This window comes from Rhodococcus sp. IEGM 1372 (assembly GCF_030056835.1).
Taxonomy (GTDB): Bacteria; Actinomycetota; Actinomycetes; order Mycobacteriales; family Mycobacteriaceae; genus Rhodococcoides.
This window is the reverse complement of sequence record NZ_JASHKS010000009.1, coordinates 23,704-39,554: the sequence shown is the minus strand read 5'-3', so window position 1 is coordinate 39,554 and position 15,851 is coordinate 23,704. Positions and strand designations below refer to the sequence as shown.

The window sequence follows — 15,851 nt, the reverse complement described above, 5'->3', positions numbered from 1 at the left end:
CCATGACTGCGACGACAACGTCCGTTGCCACCCTGCGCGGGATCGAGAAGTTCTACGGATCCAGTCACGTGCTGAAGGGCGTCGACCTGTCCATCGAACGCGGCGAGATCGTCTCGCTCGTCGGACGATCCGGGTCCGGCAAGTCGACGATCCTGCGCGTTCTGGCCGGGCTGTCGACGGACCACACGGGTGAGCGGCACGTCGCCGGGAATCCCGCGGTGGCGTTCCAGGAACCACGGCTGTTTCCGTGGCGATCGGTTCGCCAGAACGTGTCCTACGGTCTCAACACCGCAGGAGTCACCGGCAACGACGCGCTGATCGCGGCTGACGCGACGCTCGACGAAGTCGGGCTTGCAGACAAGCGAGACGCGTGGCCTCTCACGTTGTCCGGTGGGCAAGCTCAGCGCGCAGCCCTGGCGCGGGCGTTGGTGGGGGAGCCGGAACTGCTGCTCCTGGACGAACCGTTCGGGGCGCTCGATGCACTCACTCGACTGACCATGCAGTCACTCCTGCTCGACCTGTGGGGACGGCACCACTTCGGCATCCTTCTGGTCACCCACGACGTCGACGAGGCGATCGCGTTGGGGGACAGGGTGGTGGTGCTCGACGGTGGTGCGGTGGCAGAGACCGTCACCGTCGATCTGCCTCGTCCCCGCGACCGGGGAACAGCCGGATTCTCTCGCATTCGTACCCATTTGCTCTCCGCCCTCGGCGTCCACTGACCGATCAATTCCTCTCATACGAAGGATCTTTCACGCATGTCGTCACTCGCTCGTTCCAGATCCCTGCGCGCCATCGGTGTGCTCGCTGTGTTGTCTCTGACGGTCGTCGGACTCACCGGCTGCGTCTCCCGCGGCAGCGACACCACTACCACCGAAGCGCCCGAACTCGTCTCCGAAGACCAGCTCACCACGGTCACCCTCGACGTCGGCGACCAGAAGGGCGGCACCGAGGCGCTGCTTCGTGCGTCGGGCGAGCTCGACTCGGCCCCATACGATGTTGCGTTCTCCACCTTCACTTCCGGCCCGCCTCAGGTGGAGGCCGCAACAGCCGGTCAGATCGACTTCGCGGTCACCGGCAACACGCCGCCAATGTTCGGGGTCGCAGCCAACGCGCGCATCAAGGTCGTCTCCGCCTACAGCAACGACGCCAGCGGCGATCAGATCCTCGTGCCGTCCGATTCGACGCTCACCTCGTTCTCCGATCTGCGCGGCAAGAAAATCGCGGTGGGCAAGGGAAGTTCCGCGCACGGCCACGTGCTGCTGCAGTTGCAGAAGGCCGGGTTGACCGAGGACGACGTCCAGATCATCTTCCTCCAGCCGGCGGATGCACTGACGGCATTCACCTCGGGTGAGGTCTACGCCTGGGCGATCTGGGATCCCTTCACCGCGATCGCGCAGGTCCAGAACGGCTCGAAGACACTGACCACCGCCGAGGGCGTTGCCAACGGTTACGGATTCGGCATCGCCTCACAGCAGGCTCTGGACGATCCGGCGAAGAACACGGCGTTGCAGGACTTCGTGGTTCGTCTGGCCAAAGCCTCGGCCTGGGCTGAGAAGAATCCGGCCGAGTGGGCGGCGGCATACTCCGCCGCCGTCGGCATCGACCCCGCCGCAGGCGAATTGGCGCAGGGACGAAGCCAGCGACCCGCAATTGCTCTGGACGACACTGTGATCGAGTCCGAGCAGGCGCTCTTCGATGCATTCGTCGAGAGCGGGAGCATCCCCGGCGGCAACACGTTCGCGGACTTCGTCGACACGCGTTACAACGACGCCATCGCAGACGCATCCGCCGCCACCAACTGATCACCCACCACGTTCTAGGAGTTCACTCGTGACCGCACGCATCTTCTGGTTCCTCCCCACCGCAGGCGACGGCCGCTCCATCGTCGGCGCATCTCACGCGTCGGCCAACATCGTCGAACCTGCCGGGTTCCGTCGTCCGTCGCTGCGGTACCTCACGGAGGTGGCTCAGGCCGCGGACCGTCTCGGCTACGAGGGGGTGCTGACTCCGACCGGAACCTGGTGCGAGGACGCGTGGTTGACCACGGCCGCTCTACTGCAGAGCACCCGGCGACTGAAGTTCCTCGTTGCCTTCCGTCCCGGCCTCACACCGCCCACGCTGGCGGCGCAGCAGGCAGCGACGCTGCAGCGATTCTCGGAGGGTCGGGTGTTGTTCAACATCGTCACCGGGGGAGACGACGTCGAACAACGTCGTTTCGGGGACTGGACCGACCACGATCGGCGGTACGCCCGCACCGACGAGTTCCTCGGACTGGTGCACCGGATCTGGACCGAGGGGTCCGTGGATCACGAAGGCGAGTTCTTCAAGGTCGCCGACGCCCGAGTGTCCGAAGCTCCGGATCCATTGCCCGAGTTCTGGTTCGGTGGTTCGTCCGATCCCGCACTCGCCGTTGCGGCGAAGCACGTGCAGACGTACCTGACGTGGGGCGAGCCGCCGGCCGACGCCCGCGCCAAGATCGAGAAAGTGCAAGCGCTCTCGGACGCCGAGGGCCGCAAGCTCACCTATGGCATTCGCCTGCACACCATCAGCCGCGACACGTCCGAAGAGGCCTGGGCCGTCGCGCAGAAGCTCCTCGACGAGCTTCCCGAGGAGCAGGTGTCCCAGGCACACGCGCTGCACTCGTCTTCGCAGTCCGAGGGGCAGCGTCGGATGGCAGCGTTGCACGGTGGCAGCAAGGATTCGCTCGAGATCTACCCGAACCTGTGGGCCGGGGTCGGCCTGGTTCGCGGCGGTGCCGGGACGGCTCTGGTCGGTTCGCACGAGGAGGTCGCGAACCTGATCGGGGAGTACCACGACGCCGGATTCGACGAGTTCATCCTCTCGGGCTACCCGCACCTGGAGGAGGCGTACCACTTCGCCGAGGGTGTTCGACCAATCCTCGACGCGCGAGGAATCACCGTTCCCGCACGCTAGGGCACGTGGGATCGAACCCGCCGGGTCTTCGCGTATGGGAAATCTGTCCAGTAGATGGTGTAAAAAATGGATGATAGAGAATGCGACGGAGGCCTCTATCGCTCGGCCGTTCACCAACCCTGAGCAATGCCCTTCGGCAACAAGTGTCCCATTTGTGAGCGCTTGGTCTCGAGGTAGTGGATGTTGGCCTGCGCGGCACCCACGACGATCGGCAACCGTGCACTGACGTCGACACCGTGCGCTTCCAGTCCGCGAATCTTGTCCGGGTTGTTCGTCAGCAAGCGAACGGACGTCAAACCGAGATCCTTCAATATGGCTGCTGCGCCGCCGTATTCGCGTCCGTCGGCCGGTTCGTCGAGTTCGAGGTTGGCCTGCACGGTGTCGAAGCCCTCGTCCTGCAGTCGATAGGCGGCGAGCTTCTTCAGCAAACCGATTCCGCGGCCCTCATGACCACGCATGTACACGAGTACACCACCTTCGGTGGCGATCCGTTCGAGTGCGGTGGTCAGCTGTGGACCGCATTCGCATCGCTGCGAGAGAAAAGATTCACCGGTCAGGCACTCCGAATGAACCCGAACCACGGCGTTGTCTCGGACGTCACCCGACACCAGCGCGACGTGTTCGGCCCCGGTCTTGTGATCGAGGTAGCCGAACATCGCGAAATCGCCGTGCGGGGTCGCGAGGACTGTCTCCACCACTCGCTCGACCCGAGCGGGACCGGCCACCGGTGCCGGATCGCGAAGCTGCCGATACGCGATGAGTTCCTCGATGGTGAGCACCGGAAGTTGCATCCGCGCACCGAGATTCTCGATCTCGTGGAACTGCATCATCGAACCGTCGTCGGCAACCAGCTCGGCTATGACGCCGACAGCGGGAAGTCCGGCGAGGGCACACAGGTCGACGGCCGCTTCGGTATGACCCGGCCGCTCGAGGACGCCACCGGGCCGTGCCCGAAGCGGCAGGACGTGGCCGGGACGAATGATGTCGGTGGCGACGGAACCGGGATCGGCCAAGACCTGAAGGGTCCTGGCGCGATCCGCAGCGCTGATACCGGTGGTGATGCCCACGGCGGCGTCGACGGTGACGGTGTAAGCGGTCCTCTTCGGATCCTGATTGTTCGACACCATCGGCGGTAGTTCGAGTGCATCCGCCCGAGCGTCGCTCATCGGAGCACACAGCAGGCCCGAGGTGTTGCGGACGGTCCACGCCGTCCACGCCGGAGTGACCCGGTCGGCCGCGAGGATGACGTCGCCCTCGTTCTCCCGATCGGCGGAATCGGTGACGAACACCGGCTTTCCTGCTCGAAGTGCATCGAGGGCATGCTCGACGGCACTCATCACAGATCCACAGCGAGACGTCGGAATTTGCTGCCGTGGAACACTATCGGAGCAATGCCATCCTTGATCTCGAGCTCGTTGATGCGCATCAGCACGATGTCGTGGTCACCGGCGGTGATCTGTTCGGTCACCGTGGCGTCGAGCCACATGCTCGCACCGTCGATGAAGACTGCACCGTCGTCGGTCGTCGTCGTGGTCAATCCCTCGAAGCGGTTTCCGGTCTTCGCCGCGAGGGTTCGTGCGGCGACGTCGTGGAGTTCACCGAGCACGCTGATGCCGATACGAGTGGCCGCCGCGAACTTGGGCCACGTGGTCGAGGTGTCCTGCACGCAGAAGGCGACCAGGGGTGGATCGATGGAGACCGCGACGAAGCTGCTTGCGGCCATGCCGATCTTGACCCCGTCGATCTCGGCGCAGACGGCGACGACTCCACTGGGGAACTGTCCGAACGCGTTTCGCAGCACGGACTGGTCGAGGCTGGTGGTGCTCAGGGTCATGATGCATCCGTTCGGGTTCGGGCCGCGGCGACGATGGTGTCGCCCCAGCGTGAGACGTAGTCGGCGATGAGAGAATCGGTGGTGTAGGTGGTATCGATCAGGTAGAGCCCGGGGGCGGGGGTGATCGCGCCCAGTTCGACCAGAACGTGCTTGAGGAACATGTCCGGTGCCATCGCATGAGCGGGCCCGGCACCCAACATGAGCGGAACGGCCACGACATTCTGCAAGCCGGTGCCTCCGGCGAACTGGTCGAGGAACAGCTTGAGTACCCCGGTGTATGTCGCCTTGAAGGTCGGACTGCCGAAGACGACGAGATCCGACGATGCGACGGATTCGACGGCGGCCGCCACTGCAGGATCGCCCCAGCCGAGCAGTCCGGCCCCGAGGGTGATGACGTCGACGGTATTGCCGGGCTCACCCGTCAGGGCGGTGGCGAGGACACGCGCTGCATCGAGGGTGCGCGATTCGGGTTTCGGATTACCCACTACTACAGTGATTTTCATTCAAGAACCTTTTCTTCGAGGCGACGACACCAGCCAACACGATGTGCGTGACGGTTCGGAGACTCCATCGTTGCGGGACCATTGCGCCGCTCCCGGCGGCTGTGTCAGCGGTCTGTACTGCGGTGCTACCGCACTGCGGCGATCACAACGCCACCACGTCAGAAGGCGGCGAGGTTCTCGCGGAACGTGGTTCGGGAGTAGCCGTCGCGTATTGCTCCGCGCCTCCGCAATGCGGGAGCGAGACCGTCACTGATCTCGGAGATCACTTTGCGGGTGACGGGGGAGGCGATGAGGAATCCGTCGCCGCCGACGAACTCCATTGCCTCGTCCATCTTCTCGGCGACGGTCTCGGCTGTTCCGACGAGTTCCATCGACTCGACGGTCGGATAGTTGGCAATGATCTCGCGCAGCGTCTTGCCCGATTTGGCCATGTCTTCGAGCGTGCTCTTGTGGCCGTTGTACTTGGTCAGATCGGGTACCGGCGCGTCGATGTCGAATTGGGAGAAATCGGTGCTGCTGAGATACGACATCGCGGCGAGTATGCCGTCGATGTTGTTCTTCTGGACTTCGCGCATGCGATCGCGCTTGACGATGGCTTCCTCATCGGTGTCCGCCATGATGGGGCTGACCAGGAACAGCACTTTGACGTCGTCCGGCTTGCGGCCGTACTCGACCAATCGGCGGCTGATGTCCTCGCGGTATTCCTTCATCGCGTCGAGTCCGCGAACGTTGGCGATGATGGTGTCTGCATGCTTGGCACCGAATGCGCGACCGGCAGGGGAGCCGCCGGCCTGGCAGATCACCGGCCGCCCTTGGGGTCCGCGCGGAATGTTCAGCGGGCCACGCGAGGCGTAGTACTTCCCCGCGAAATCGATCTTGTGGATCTTCTCGTGATCGGCGAACACTCCGGACTCCGGGTCGAGGACAAGCGCATCCTCGTCCCATGAATCCCACAGCTGCGATACGACGTCCACCCATTCGTCGGCCATCTCGTACCGAAGGTCGTGCTCGATCTGCTTGGGCAGTCCGTAGTTCTGCGCGGCTCCGTCGGCGCTCGCGGTGACGAGGTTGATTCCGACGCGGCCCTTGGTCACATGATCGAGGGTCGACATCAACCGTGCGGCGAGAAACGGTGGGTAGAACGTCGTGGCGACGGTGGCGATGATGCCGATTCGTTCGGTGGCGTCGGCCATCAGTGGGACGAGTGGCATCGGGTCGAAACGCACGGTGGTGCCGCGTCGAACCGAGCTCTCGAACGTTCCGCGGTACACGTCGGACAACACCGAGGAATCCTCGAGCATGATGTAGTCGAATCCGGCGCGCTCGAGGCTCTTTGCCGCGTCGACGAACAGATCGGGTCGACCGATGTCCGACGCGACGTTGCCGGACCATGGTTGGTTCCAGCCGTAGACTCCGAAACCCGTGGTGAAGAACCATCCGAGGTGCATCATCGGGCAACGCCCGAGTGGAGTCGATCGGTGGACAACTGCGTCGGCTCGACGTAGTCGGCGGAAGCGTGCTCGTTCATGCCAATCCTCTCGTGACGGTGGGCAACTCATCGGTTGCTCATGAACGAAGCCTGCTGCAGCGGCATTACTGAACGTGGCGCAGGCGTAAATGAGTTATTACGCCGCGTACAACCCCTGCTCGAGCCGTTTGTAGGTTCCGATAACGCCGCTCGACGCCGGCGCGAAGGGTGGCCGAGACCTACGTCACTGCGGCGTTAATAAAGTTCCGGGGCCTCTGACCAGCGGATTCAGGCGGCGTAATACTTCAGTTACGCCGGAGGTCGTTTTCAGTAATGCGTGTCGCGAAAGCTGTGCATTCAAGCAGCAGATCTGCTGGAGACAACCGGCTTGGAGGATCTTGATGAGTGGCAATTCGCGCACTGCGTACGCCGAGATCGACGTCGAACACCTGGGCAAGAGTTTCGATCGCACGGGATCCAGCGCACCGGCCGTGAACGACATCGACATGACGATCACGTCGAGTTCGGCAATCGGAATCGTCGGTGAGTCGGGATCCGGCAAGTCGACGTTGGTTCGGATGATGTGCGGGCTGCTCTCGCCCACGACGGGTTCGGTGCGCTACAACGGAGCCGAACTGAACGGGGTGCTGTCCTCGAAGGCCGGCAGGCGTGAATTCCGGTCGAAGGTGCAGTATGTCGCGCAGGACACGACATCGTCCTTCGATCCACGCCGAACCCTGCGTGATGCGGTGCGGCTACCCGCCCTGCGGCTTCTGGGGATGGACAACAAGGCCGCAGACGCACGAGTGGACGAGACATTGGAGTCCCTCGAAATCCACCCCTCGATGGCGGACCGATTTCCCTCGGAGGTCTCGGGAGGTCAACGGCAGCGTTTTTCGATAGCCCGGGCGTTGGTCGTTCGGCCCCGGATACTGCTGTGCGACGAGGTGGTGTCCGCGTTGGACGTCTCGGTTCAGGGCGCAATCCTGAACATGCTCCGTCGGTACTGCATCGAATCGGAATGCGGACTGGTCTTCGTCTCGCACGGGCTTCCCGCGACGGCCTTCATCGCCCGCGACCTCGTCGTCATGCGGAAGGGCGTCATCGTCGAGCATGGGACCACCGACGATGTCGTCGAGCGACCACAGGACCCGTACACAGCGGAACTGCTCGACGCGTACCGCGGTGACGAAGCAGTCGAGCAACTCGCCGTGGCGGCTGCGCGATGAAGACATTTGTCGGACGTCAACGGTGGTGGCTCGGCCGAGTGGCCGTCCTACCGCTGCATCTGTTGGTCTTCGCGGTCGCCGCGTTCTTCCTGGTACGCGCTATTCCAGGTGACCCGGCCCGCGAAGTGGTCGGTCCCGAAGCGACCGAGGCCGATTACCTGGCGACGAAGGCCGAGCTCGGTCTCGACGGCAGCCTCCTGTCCCAGTTGATGTCGTATCTGCGCGATCTCCTGCACTTCGACCTCGGCAACGCGATCATGACCGGTAGGCCGGTGACGACCGATATCGCTGACCGGCTACCGGGCACGCTCGAACTCGCAGGAATTGCGTTCTTCTTTCTCCTGGCGATCACGTTGCTGCTCTCGGCAGTGGTCGTGGCCTGGCCCGGTTCGGTTGTGGCGCGGGCTGTTCGCGGTTACGCCCAAGCAGCCGGTGCCGTTCCCGAATTCGTTGTCGGCGTGGTCGGAATCTTCCTGTTCTACGCCACGCTGCAGGTGGTTCCCGCCCCTACCGGCCGAGTGCGGGCCGGATTGACCGAACCCGAGCCGCTCACCTCGTTCCCGCTGCTCGACGCGATTCTGCGGGGCGACACCGTGGTGGTGTCCTCGATGATCTCGCACCTGCTGCTTCCGATCGCTGTGCTGGTGCTCTCGGTCACCCCCATTCTGCTCAAACAGCTTCTGACAGCTCTCGATTCGAGCCTGACCGCGCAACCGACGATGTTCAAGATCGCCACCGGTTCGGCCCGTAAGTACATCTATGCCAGTGCGTACCGGCGAGCATTGCCGCCGACCGTCGCGTTGTTCGGCATGGTCTTCGGTTCTCTTCTCGGCGGTGCGGTCATCCTCGAGACCCTGTTCGGACTCGGCGGCATGGGCCGTTACGCCGTCGAGGCGGTCGCGGCGACGGATCTGATTGCGCTGCAGGGATTCCTGCTCGTCGTCGCGGCAATCTCGCTGATCGTGTTTCTGTGTGTCGATCTCGTCAACATGTTGCTCGACCCGCGGCGCAAGCCGGGCCGAGCAGGAGGTGGTTCCTGATGGTTGCTCTGGTACCGAAGAAAGTCGAGTCCGATACTCGCAGTGTGAAGCCGCCGAGACGGAGATCGGTTTCGGTCGGCACCGTACTGCTCTTCGTTCCGCTGGCCGTGATTCTGCTGATCACGCTGATCGGGCCGTGGATCGTCCCGTTCGATCCGACCAAGGTCGTCGGCGCACCCTCTCTGTCACCGGATTCCGAGTTCCTTCTCGGCACCGACTCCAACGGACTCGACGTGTTCTCCCGCACCATCGCCGGTGCCCGCATCGACGTGACGATCGCCCTCGCCGTCACACTGGCCGCAACCGTGGCGGGAATTCTGATCGGACTCACCATCGGAATGAACGAGGCAGGACGCGGTCTCGGCGGCTTCCTGGCCCGCGGCGCGGCGCGCTTCCTCGATCTGCTCGAAGCCGTTCCCACCGTGATCGTCGCCTTGGTTGTCGTGTCGTTCTTCGGAACGTCCTCGATCACCATGATTTTCACACTCTCGATCATTCTCGCGCCGATTCAGGCCAGGCTCGTCCGTACCGAAGTACTGCGGGTACGCGGCGACGCGTATCTCGACGCGGCCCGTCAGGCCGGACTGTCCGAGACGCAGCTGGTGTTCCGTCACGTGTTGCCGAACTCGTCGGTGCCGGCGTTGCAGAACGCGTCGGTCGTGTTCGGTATGACGATCATCCTCACCGCTGCCCTCGGCTTCCTGGGTGTCGGTTTGCCGCCGCCCACCCCCGAATGGGGTTCGATGATCACCCGCGGTGCAGGTGACGCCGCCATCGGAAAGCTCTGGTCGGCAGGCGCTCCCGCATTCGCGCTGTGTCTGACCGTCGCCTCGGTGGCCATCGTCGGTCGCAGGCTGACCAAGGGCACCCGCCGCTCCCACTGACACCGCCACCTTCACACCGGACAGCGCGGTCCGCGAAAGCCCCCTCTTCCCTCATCTCCCGCGATCGACGCCACCGGCTCGACCGGCGATGACACCTGCACCCGTGCACCGAACAAGGAGAACAAACCCTCGTGAAAACCCCTCATCGTCTTTCCATCGGACTCAGGTGGACGGTCCCGCTGCTCGTCGGTGCCCTCGCCTTGAGCGCGTGCTCGGACGGCGGCACCGAGTCCTCGGCGTCGGCGACCGGTGAAATCGTCGTCGTGACACCGGATCAGGCGTCGAATGTGGTGCGCGACTACGGCTACACCGCAGGCACCGACAATCAGGACGTCACCAACAACATGCACGCGCAGTTGATTCGTAAGCCGTACGTCGAGGAGGACGGCTCGGATGCGTTGGTTCAGGACTTCTACAATTTCGAGCCGTATCTGGCGGAAGGCTACGAGGTCAGCCCCGACCAGCTCGTCTACACCTTCTCCCTGAAGCAGGGCGTGATGAGCGAGCACGGTAACGAGCTCGACGCCGACGACGTGCTGTGGTCCTTCGAGCGCAAGTTCGCCACTCCGGGTGGCGGTATGGCCGGCTATTACAAGCCGATGTTGACCGACCCGGCGACCCAGATCAAGAAGGTCGACGACTACACCGTCAGCTTCACCGTGGAGAAGGCCGGCTACGGATTGACCCTGCTGGCCAACCTGGCCGAGAACATCGGGTCGATCTACGACAGCAACTACCTCATCGAGAACGCCACTCCCGAGGATCCGTATGCGGTGGCCTGGGGTGCCGAGGACATGATGCGCGGCAACTTCGGTTACGGCGCATACATGTTGGAGTCCGTCACGCCCGGCCAGGAAATCGTCATGACGGCGAATCCGAACTTCGTCTTGGGTGAGCCCGAGGTGAAGCGGATGATCCGTCGAGTTGTCGCCGATCCAGCGACCCGAGCGAACATGGTGACGCGAGGTGACGCAGATGTGGCGCTGGCGTTGCGCTCTTCCGATCAGGCGACACTGGAAGGCAACGACGCAGTCTCCGTGCCCACCACCACGTCCAACCAGTACCTGCTCTACGCCATGAACACCACGACGGCACCGTTCGATGACGTTCGGGTGCGTCAGGCAATGGCCTACGCCATTCCTTACGACAAAATCATGGAGGACGTGTTCTTCGGTCGTGCCTACAAGTACAACCACGTTCTCGACGACAAGGCTCCCAACTGGGACGGCTCCGATCTGCCGACATTCGAGGGGGATCCGGCCAGGGCCAAGACGATGCTCGCCGAAGCGGGTATGCCGGACGGCTTCTCGTTCACGCTGAGTGTCAACAACCAGTTGCCTGCGGCGCAGGACACTGCAATCCAGATTCAGTCCTATGCAGCCGAAGCGGGTATCGACGTCACGATCGCGGAAATCCCGGCGGCACAGCTCAATGCAGATCAGCTCGACGGCAAGATCCAGGCAAGTCTGAGCATCGGGGCGTCGGTCACGATGACCCCGCCGTACTCGCTGCAGCTGCTGACGCAGCCCGGTGGTGGCTCGAACACGGCACTGTGGAACGACCCGGAGTTTCTTTCGCTCGTGGACCAGGGTCTGAATGCGGGTGACGCACTCAGTCCGGAAGCCGGTGAGTTCTGGAACCAGGCTGAGCTGCGCATGACCGAGCAGGCTCCCTACATCTTCATCGCCAGGGTGCGGCCGTCGGTGGCGCTCGAGGCAGGTATCGGCGGATTCGTACAGCGCACCGATTTCCGGATCGACTACTCCAATCTGACGCTCGGTTCGTAGAGCGCACTCCCACACGCAGTTCGGTCGGTGGTCATATCGGGCTTCCCGACCGAACTGCGTGCGGAAATGTCCGCGATCCGCGGCGAAATCCGACGGCTACCGAGAACGTGGCCGGGCGAAACATCCGCGCGGTGTAGTTGACCGACACCGAGGAAGAACGACCAGCGAGGAACGAATGTGACCATGACAGACAACAGATTTCATCTCGGTTGGTTCGGCAGCTTCGTACCGACGTCCTGGAACACCGCGTTCGAGGGTTCCGACAGTGGGGATTGGCTGAACGGAGACTTCTACGTCGAGTTCGCCAAGACACTCGAACGCGCGTGCTTCGACTTTCTGCTCCTCGAAGATTCGTCGATGGTCTCGGATACGTACGGTGGCAGTTCGGAAGCAACCCTGAAGACCGGCGGGTGGGCACCGAAGGGTGATCCGATGGCGTTGGCTCCCTTGCTCACCCGGGCCACCAGTCATCTCGGTATCGCCCTGACCGCATCGACGTCCTTCTATCCGCCCTACCTGCTCGCACGTTCGATCGCCTCGCTCGATCACCTGTCCTCGGGTCGCATCGGGTGGAACGTGGTGACGTCGAGCGAAGATCGCGCAGCCCAGAACTTCGGTATGGACGCGCTGCCTCCGCACGACGAGCGCTACGTGCGCGCCGACGAGTACGTGGAGCTGGTCGAGAAGCTGTGGGACTCGTGGGATGCCGACGCCGTGGTGATGGACCGTGAGACGTCCACCTACGTCGACCACACCAAGGTCCACACCATCGACTTCCAGGGCAAGTACTACTCCTCCCGCGGGCCGCTCAACACTCTGCCGTCACCGCAGGGGAGACCCGTCATCACTCAGGCGGGCGGTTCACCGGCAGGCCGCGACTTCGCGGCCAAGCACGCGGACATGATCATGGCGCTACCCAAAGGTGTTGCCGCGATGAAGGAGTACCGCTCCGACATCCGGCGCCGGATGGCGCTGCACGGCCGCGATCCCGATACGGCGAAGGTGATGTACGTGGTCTCACCCATTCTCGGCGAGACGCACGAGGACGCGCTGGCACGCCAGCAGCGCAAAGCCGAGGCCGTGCGCGCCAACCCGGCCGGCGTCCTGGTCGGCTGGTCGGCGAGCATGGAGATCGACTTCTCCACGTTCGATCTCGACAAGCCCATGCCCGAGGACGTGCACACCAACGGACATCAGTCCACGTTGGAGAACTTCCGCAACTGGGCCGACGGCCGAACGCTCCGCGAGGCCTGCGTGGCGTACCGAACCGAATCCATGGAACTGGTCGGAACCCCGGATGCTGTTGCCGCCCAGATGGGCGACGCCATGGCGGAGGTCGGCGGAGATGGGTTCCTGATCTGGAGCCAGCCGCACAACCGGCGGTACATCGGGGAGATCGCCGACGGACTCGTGCCTGCTCTGCAGAGCCGAGGTCTGATGCGGACCGAGTACGGCAGCGATCATCTGCGCGACAACCTGCTCGAATTCTGACCCTTTCACTCGTTTCGTATCTGGAGAAAAACTATGACTGCCAACAAATTTCACCTCGGATGGTTCCTCGGAGCCGGCTTCGGCGTCCAGTCCTGGAACCAGCCGTGGTCGGGTACCGGTGCGACCGACTGGATGATGCCCGATCAGTACGTGGACCTGGCGCACTCGCTCGAGCGGGCGTGTTTCGACTTCCTCATCATGGAGGACTCGGTGCAGGTCTCGGACACCTACAAGGGTTCGATGGAGTACTACCTGGCAACGGCGTCCGCGGCACCGAAACACGATCCTGCCGTCCTCGCCGGAATTCTGTCGTACACGACCAAGCACCTCGGCATCGTTCCGACGCTGACCACCACCTTCTACCACCCGTACACCGTGGCACGTCTGATGTCGACGCTCGACCACATCGCCGAGGGGCGAATCGGCTGGAACATCGTCACCGGCAGCAACACTCGCGCCGCGCAGAACTACGGATTCGATATGCCCGAGCACGATCTCCGCTACGACATCGCCGACGAGTTCGTCGAACTCGCGTGCAAACTGTGGGACTCATGGGAAGACGGAGCGGTGCATGCGGACACCTCGGCGGGCGGCATCTACGCCGACCACGAGAAGATCAACCGAATCGACTTCGAGGGCAAGTTCTTCAAGTCGAGGGGACCACTGAACACCATCCCCAGCCCGCAGCGTCGGCCGGTGTTCCTGCAGGCCGGTGGCTCGGACAAAGGCAAGGAGTTCGCCGCGAAGCACGCTGACGCCATCATCTCCAATCCCCATGGGACCGAGAAGATGCGACGCTACCGCGAGGACATCCGCCAGGGTGCCGTCGAGGCAGGCCGTAACCCCGACGACGTCAAGGTGATGTACCTGATCTCCCCGATCCTCGGTGAGACGACGGCCGAGGCCAAGGCCAAGCAGAAGCGTCGGGCAGATGCCGCGGCGAGCAACATCGACGGTCTCCTCGCCGGGCGCTCGCACCTGTCCGGTATCGATCTGAGCCAGTTCGACCTCGACGCGCCGTTGCCGGCAGATCTCGAAAGCAACGGTCACCGCAGCAGTTTCGCCGAGTTCAAGGGCGACGGCACGCAGACCCTGCGCGAGCGCATCACCGGCCACAGCGCCATCGACACCCTGGAATTCGTGGGCACTCCCAACGACGTCGCCGACATGATGGACGGCGTCATGCAGGAGGTGGGCGGCGACGGATTCCTCATCGCGGGCGCTCCGATGAACCGGCGCTACGTCGCCGAAATCACCGACGGGTTGGTGCCCGCGCTCAAGCGTCGAGGACTGACTCGAACGTCGTACGAGCACACCCACTTCCGCGAGAATCTTCGCGCATTCTGATCGACCGACCGTAGGTCTCGAAACAAGAGGAGAAGACATGTTCCACCTTGGTTGGTTCTTGAGCTGGCAGGTGCAGTCGTGGAATCAGATGTGGTCGGGTGAGGGCGGAACCGAATGGAACCATCCCGAGCTGTACATCGACATGACGCGATCGCTCGAACGGGCCGGATTCGACTACATCATGTTCGAGGACGGCTCGTTCGTCCCGGACTCGTTCGGTGGTTCCTCGGAGTGGTGGTTGGCCAATGCGCGGTCGGTGCCCAAGCAGGACCCGAACTCGTTGCTGCCCATCCTGAGTCAGCACACCGAGCGTCTCGGCCTCATCGCGACGATGACGACGTCGTTCCATCCGCCGTACATGGCGGCCCGCACGGCAGCCACGCTCGACCACCTCAGCAACGGGCGTGCCGGGGTCAATCTGGTTACCTCGCACAATGTTCGGACGGCACAGAACTTCGGCTACGAGGAGATGTTCGAGCACGACCACCGGTACGAGATGGCCGACGAATGGATTGATCTCGTCAAGCAACTGTGGTCCTCGTGGGAGCCGGATGCGGTTCGGCTCGACCGAGAAGCGGGCGTCTTCGCGGATTTCGCGAAGGTCCACAACATCGATTTCAAGGGCAAGTACCACTCGTCCCGCGGGCCGATCAACACCACTCCGACGCCGCAGGGCCGACCGGTGATCTGCCAGGCCGGCGGTTCGCCTGCAGGTCGCGGCTTCGCGGCCAAGCATGCCGAGACCATTCTGGCTCAGGTCGAGAGCGTCGAGGCCATGAAGACGTATCGCGACGACGTCCGGGCCCGCATGATCGTGGAGGGCCGGGACCCGGATTCGTGCAAGATCATGTTCATCGTCAGCCCGGTACTCGGTGAGACCGAGCAAGAGGCGCAGGACAAGAACGAGCGGATCCTCGACGGTTTTCGGAACAACATCGACGTCAACCTGGCCTCGATGTCCTATGCGAGTGGCATCGACTTCTCGAAGTTCGATCTGGACGCGCCGATTCCCACCGTCGAGACCAATGCGGGCAGGGGAACGATGGCCCTGATCGGTGCCAACACCACCGGGATGACACTGCGCGAGGCGGCCAGTTCGGACATCAGGAAGTCCGTCCAACTGATCGGCACAGCCGACGCGGTGGCGGAGCAGATGGGCGATATCGCGGCCGAGGTCGGCGGTGACGGCTTCCTCATCGCAGGAAGCGTGAACCGGCGGTACATCAGCGAGATCACCGACGGTCTGGCACCCGAACTGCGTAAGCGTGGACTGATTCGTGACGGATATGCGCACGAGCTGTTCCGCGACAACCTGATGGACTTCTGATCGT

Annotated in this window: 14 protein-coding genes; 10 read left to right on the top strand and 4 right to left on the bottom strand. The window is 63.4% G+C overall.

The annotated features are described in order from the left end of the window. The first annotated feature begins 2 nt into the window (after nucleotides 1–2). The 3 genes from QM590_RS10965 to QM590_RS10955 are packed head-to-tail and all read left to right on the top strand — an operon-like array spanning nucleotide 3 to nucleotide 2,937. Nucleotides 3–722, top strand: a complete 720-nt coding sequence (locus QM590_RS10965) for an ABC transporter ATP-binding protein (RefSeq protein WP_269594942.1) — start codon at nucleotides 3–5, stop codon at nucleotides 720–722. 36 nt (nucleotides 723–758) lie between these two features. After that, the gene (locus QM590_RS10960) at nucleotides 759–1,805 is read left to right on the top strand and encodes an ABC transporter substrate-binding protein (protein ID WP_269594943.1); all 1,047 of its coding nucleotides are present in this window, start codon (nucleotides 759–761) and stop codon (nucleotides 1,803–1,805) included. Between the two features lie 28 nt (nucleotides 1,806–1,833). Then, nucleotides 1,834–2,937 carry an LLM class flavin-dependent oxidoreductase gene (locus tag QM590_RS10955; protein WP_269594944.1) on the top strand — a complete coding sequence of 368 codons (1,104 nt, stop codon included), beginning with the start codon at nucleotides 1,834–1,836 and terminating at the stop codon, nucleotides 2,935–2,937. A gap of 110 nt (nucleotides 2,938–3,047) precedes the next feature. On the opposite strand, the gene ribA is transcribed toward QM590_RS10955, so the two are convergent. From ribA to QM590_RS10935, 4 genes are all read right to left on the bottom strand, one after another. After that, nucleotides 3,048–4,274 carry a GTP cyclohydrolase II gene (gene ribA / locus QM590_RS10950; protein WP_269594945.1) on the bottom strand — a complete coding sequence of 409 codons (1,227 nt, stop codon included), beginning with the start codon at nucleotides 4,272–4,274 and terminating at the stop codon, nucleotides 3,048–3,050. Then, a complete protein-coding gene (locus tag QM590_RS10945; protein WP_222075317.1) occupies nucleotides 4,274–4,771 on the bottom strand; it encodes a flavin reductase family protein in 498 nt (165 codons plus the stop codon). Before QM590_RS10945 ends, ribA begins: the two co-directional genes overlap by 1 nt. Continuing rightward, complete coding sequence (locus QM590_RS10940) at nucleotides 4,768–5,274, bottom strand: NAD(P)H-dependent oxidoreductase (protein WP_269594946.1); 507 nt, start codon at nucleotides 5,272–5,274, stop codon at nucleotides 4,768–4,770. Before QM590_RS10940 ends, QM590_RS10945 begins: the two co-directional genes overlap by 4 nt. 158 nt (nucleotides 5,275–5,432) lie before the next feature. Beyond that, the gene (locus QM590_RS10935) at nucleotides 5,433–6,725 is read right to left on the bottom strand and encodes an NtaA/DmoA family FMN-dependent monooxygenase (protein WP_269594947.1); all 1,293 of its coding nucleotides are present in this window, start codon (nucleotides 6,723–6,725) and stop codon (nucleotides 5,433–5,435) included. A 418-nt stretch (nucleotides 6,726–7,143) separates the two neighbouring features. On the opposite strand from QM590_RS10935, the gene QM590_RS10930 reads away from it, so the two are divergent. The 7 genes from QM590_RS10930 to QM590_RS10900 all read left to right on the top strand — a co-directional run bounded on the left by QM590_RS10930 (nucleotide 7,144) and on the right by QM590_RS10900 (nucleotide 15,847). Continuing rightward, nucleotides 7,144–7,971, top strand: a complete 828-nt coding sequence (locus QM590_RS10930) for an ABC transporter ATP-binding protein (RefSeq protein ID WP_269594948.1) — start codon at nucleotides 7,144–7,146, stop codon at nucleotides 7,969–7,971. Continuing rightward, nucleotides 7,968–9,011, top strand: coding sequence for an ABC transporter permease (locus QM590_RS10925; protein ID WP_269594949.1), 1,044 nt, complete (start codon nucleotides 7,968–7,970; stop codon nucleotides 9,009–9,011). The genes QM590_RS10930 and QM590_RS10925 overlap by 4 nt, the downstream gene beginning before the upstream one ends. After that, nucleotides 9,011–9,895, top strand: coding sequence for an ABC transporter permease (locus QM590_RS10920; RefSeq protein ID WP_269594950.1), 885 nt, complete (start codon nucleotides 9,011–9,013; stop codon nucleotides 9,893–9,895). Before QM590_RS10925 ends, QM590_RS10920 begins: the two co-directional genes overlap by 1 nt. A 131-nt stretch (nucleotides 9,896–10,026) precedes the next feature. Beyond that, nucleotides 10,027–11,682 (top strand): ABC transporter substrate-binding protein, encoded by a 1,656-nt coding sequence (locus QM590_RS10915; RefSeq protein WP_269594951.1) that lies wholly within the window; start codon nucleotides 10,027–10,029, stop codon nucleotides 11,680–11,682. Nucleotides 11,683–11,865: 183 nt separating this feature from the next. After that, nucleotides 11,866–13,173 carry an NtaA/DmoA family FMN-dependent monooxygenase gene (locus QM590_RS10910; RefSeq protein ID WP_269594952.1) on the top strand — a complete coding sequence of 436 codons (1,308 nt, stop codon included), beginning with the start codon at nucleotides 11,866–11,868 and terminating at the stop codon, nucleotides 13,171–13,173. A 33-nt stretch (nucleotides 13,174–13,206) separates the two neighbouring features. Next, on the top strand, nucleotides 13,207–14,520 hold the full coding sequence (locus tag QM590_RS10905) for an NtaA/DmoA family FMN-dependent monooxygenase (protein ID WP_269594953.1): 1,314 nt from the start codon (nucleotides 13,207–13,209) through the stop codon (nucleotides 14,518–14,520). Nucleotides 14,521–14,557: 37 nt separating this feature from the next. Beyond that, nucleotides 14,558–15,847 (top strand): NtaA/DmoA family FMN-dependent monooxygenase, encoded by a 1,290-nt coding sequence (locus QM590_RS10900; protein WP_094704339.1) that lies wholly within the window; start codon nucleotides 14,558–14,560, stop codon nucleotides 15,845–15,847. The last annotated feature ends 4 nt before the right edge of the window (nucleotides 15,848–15,851 follow it).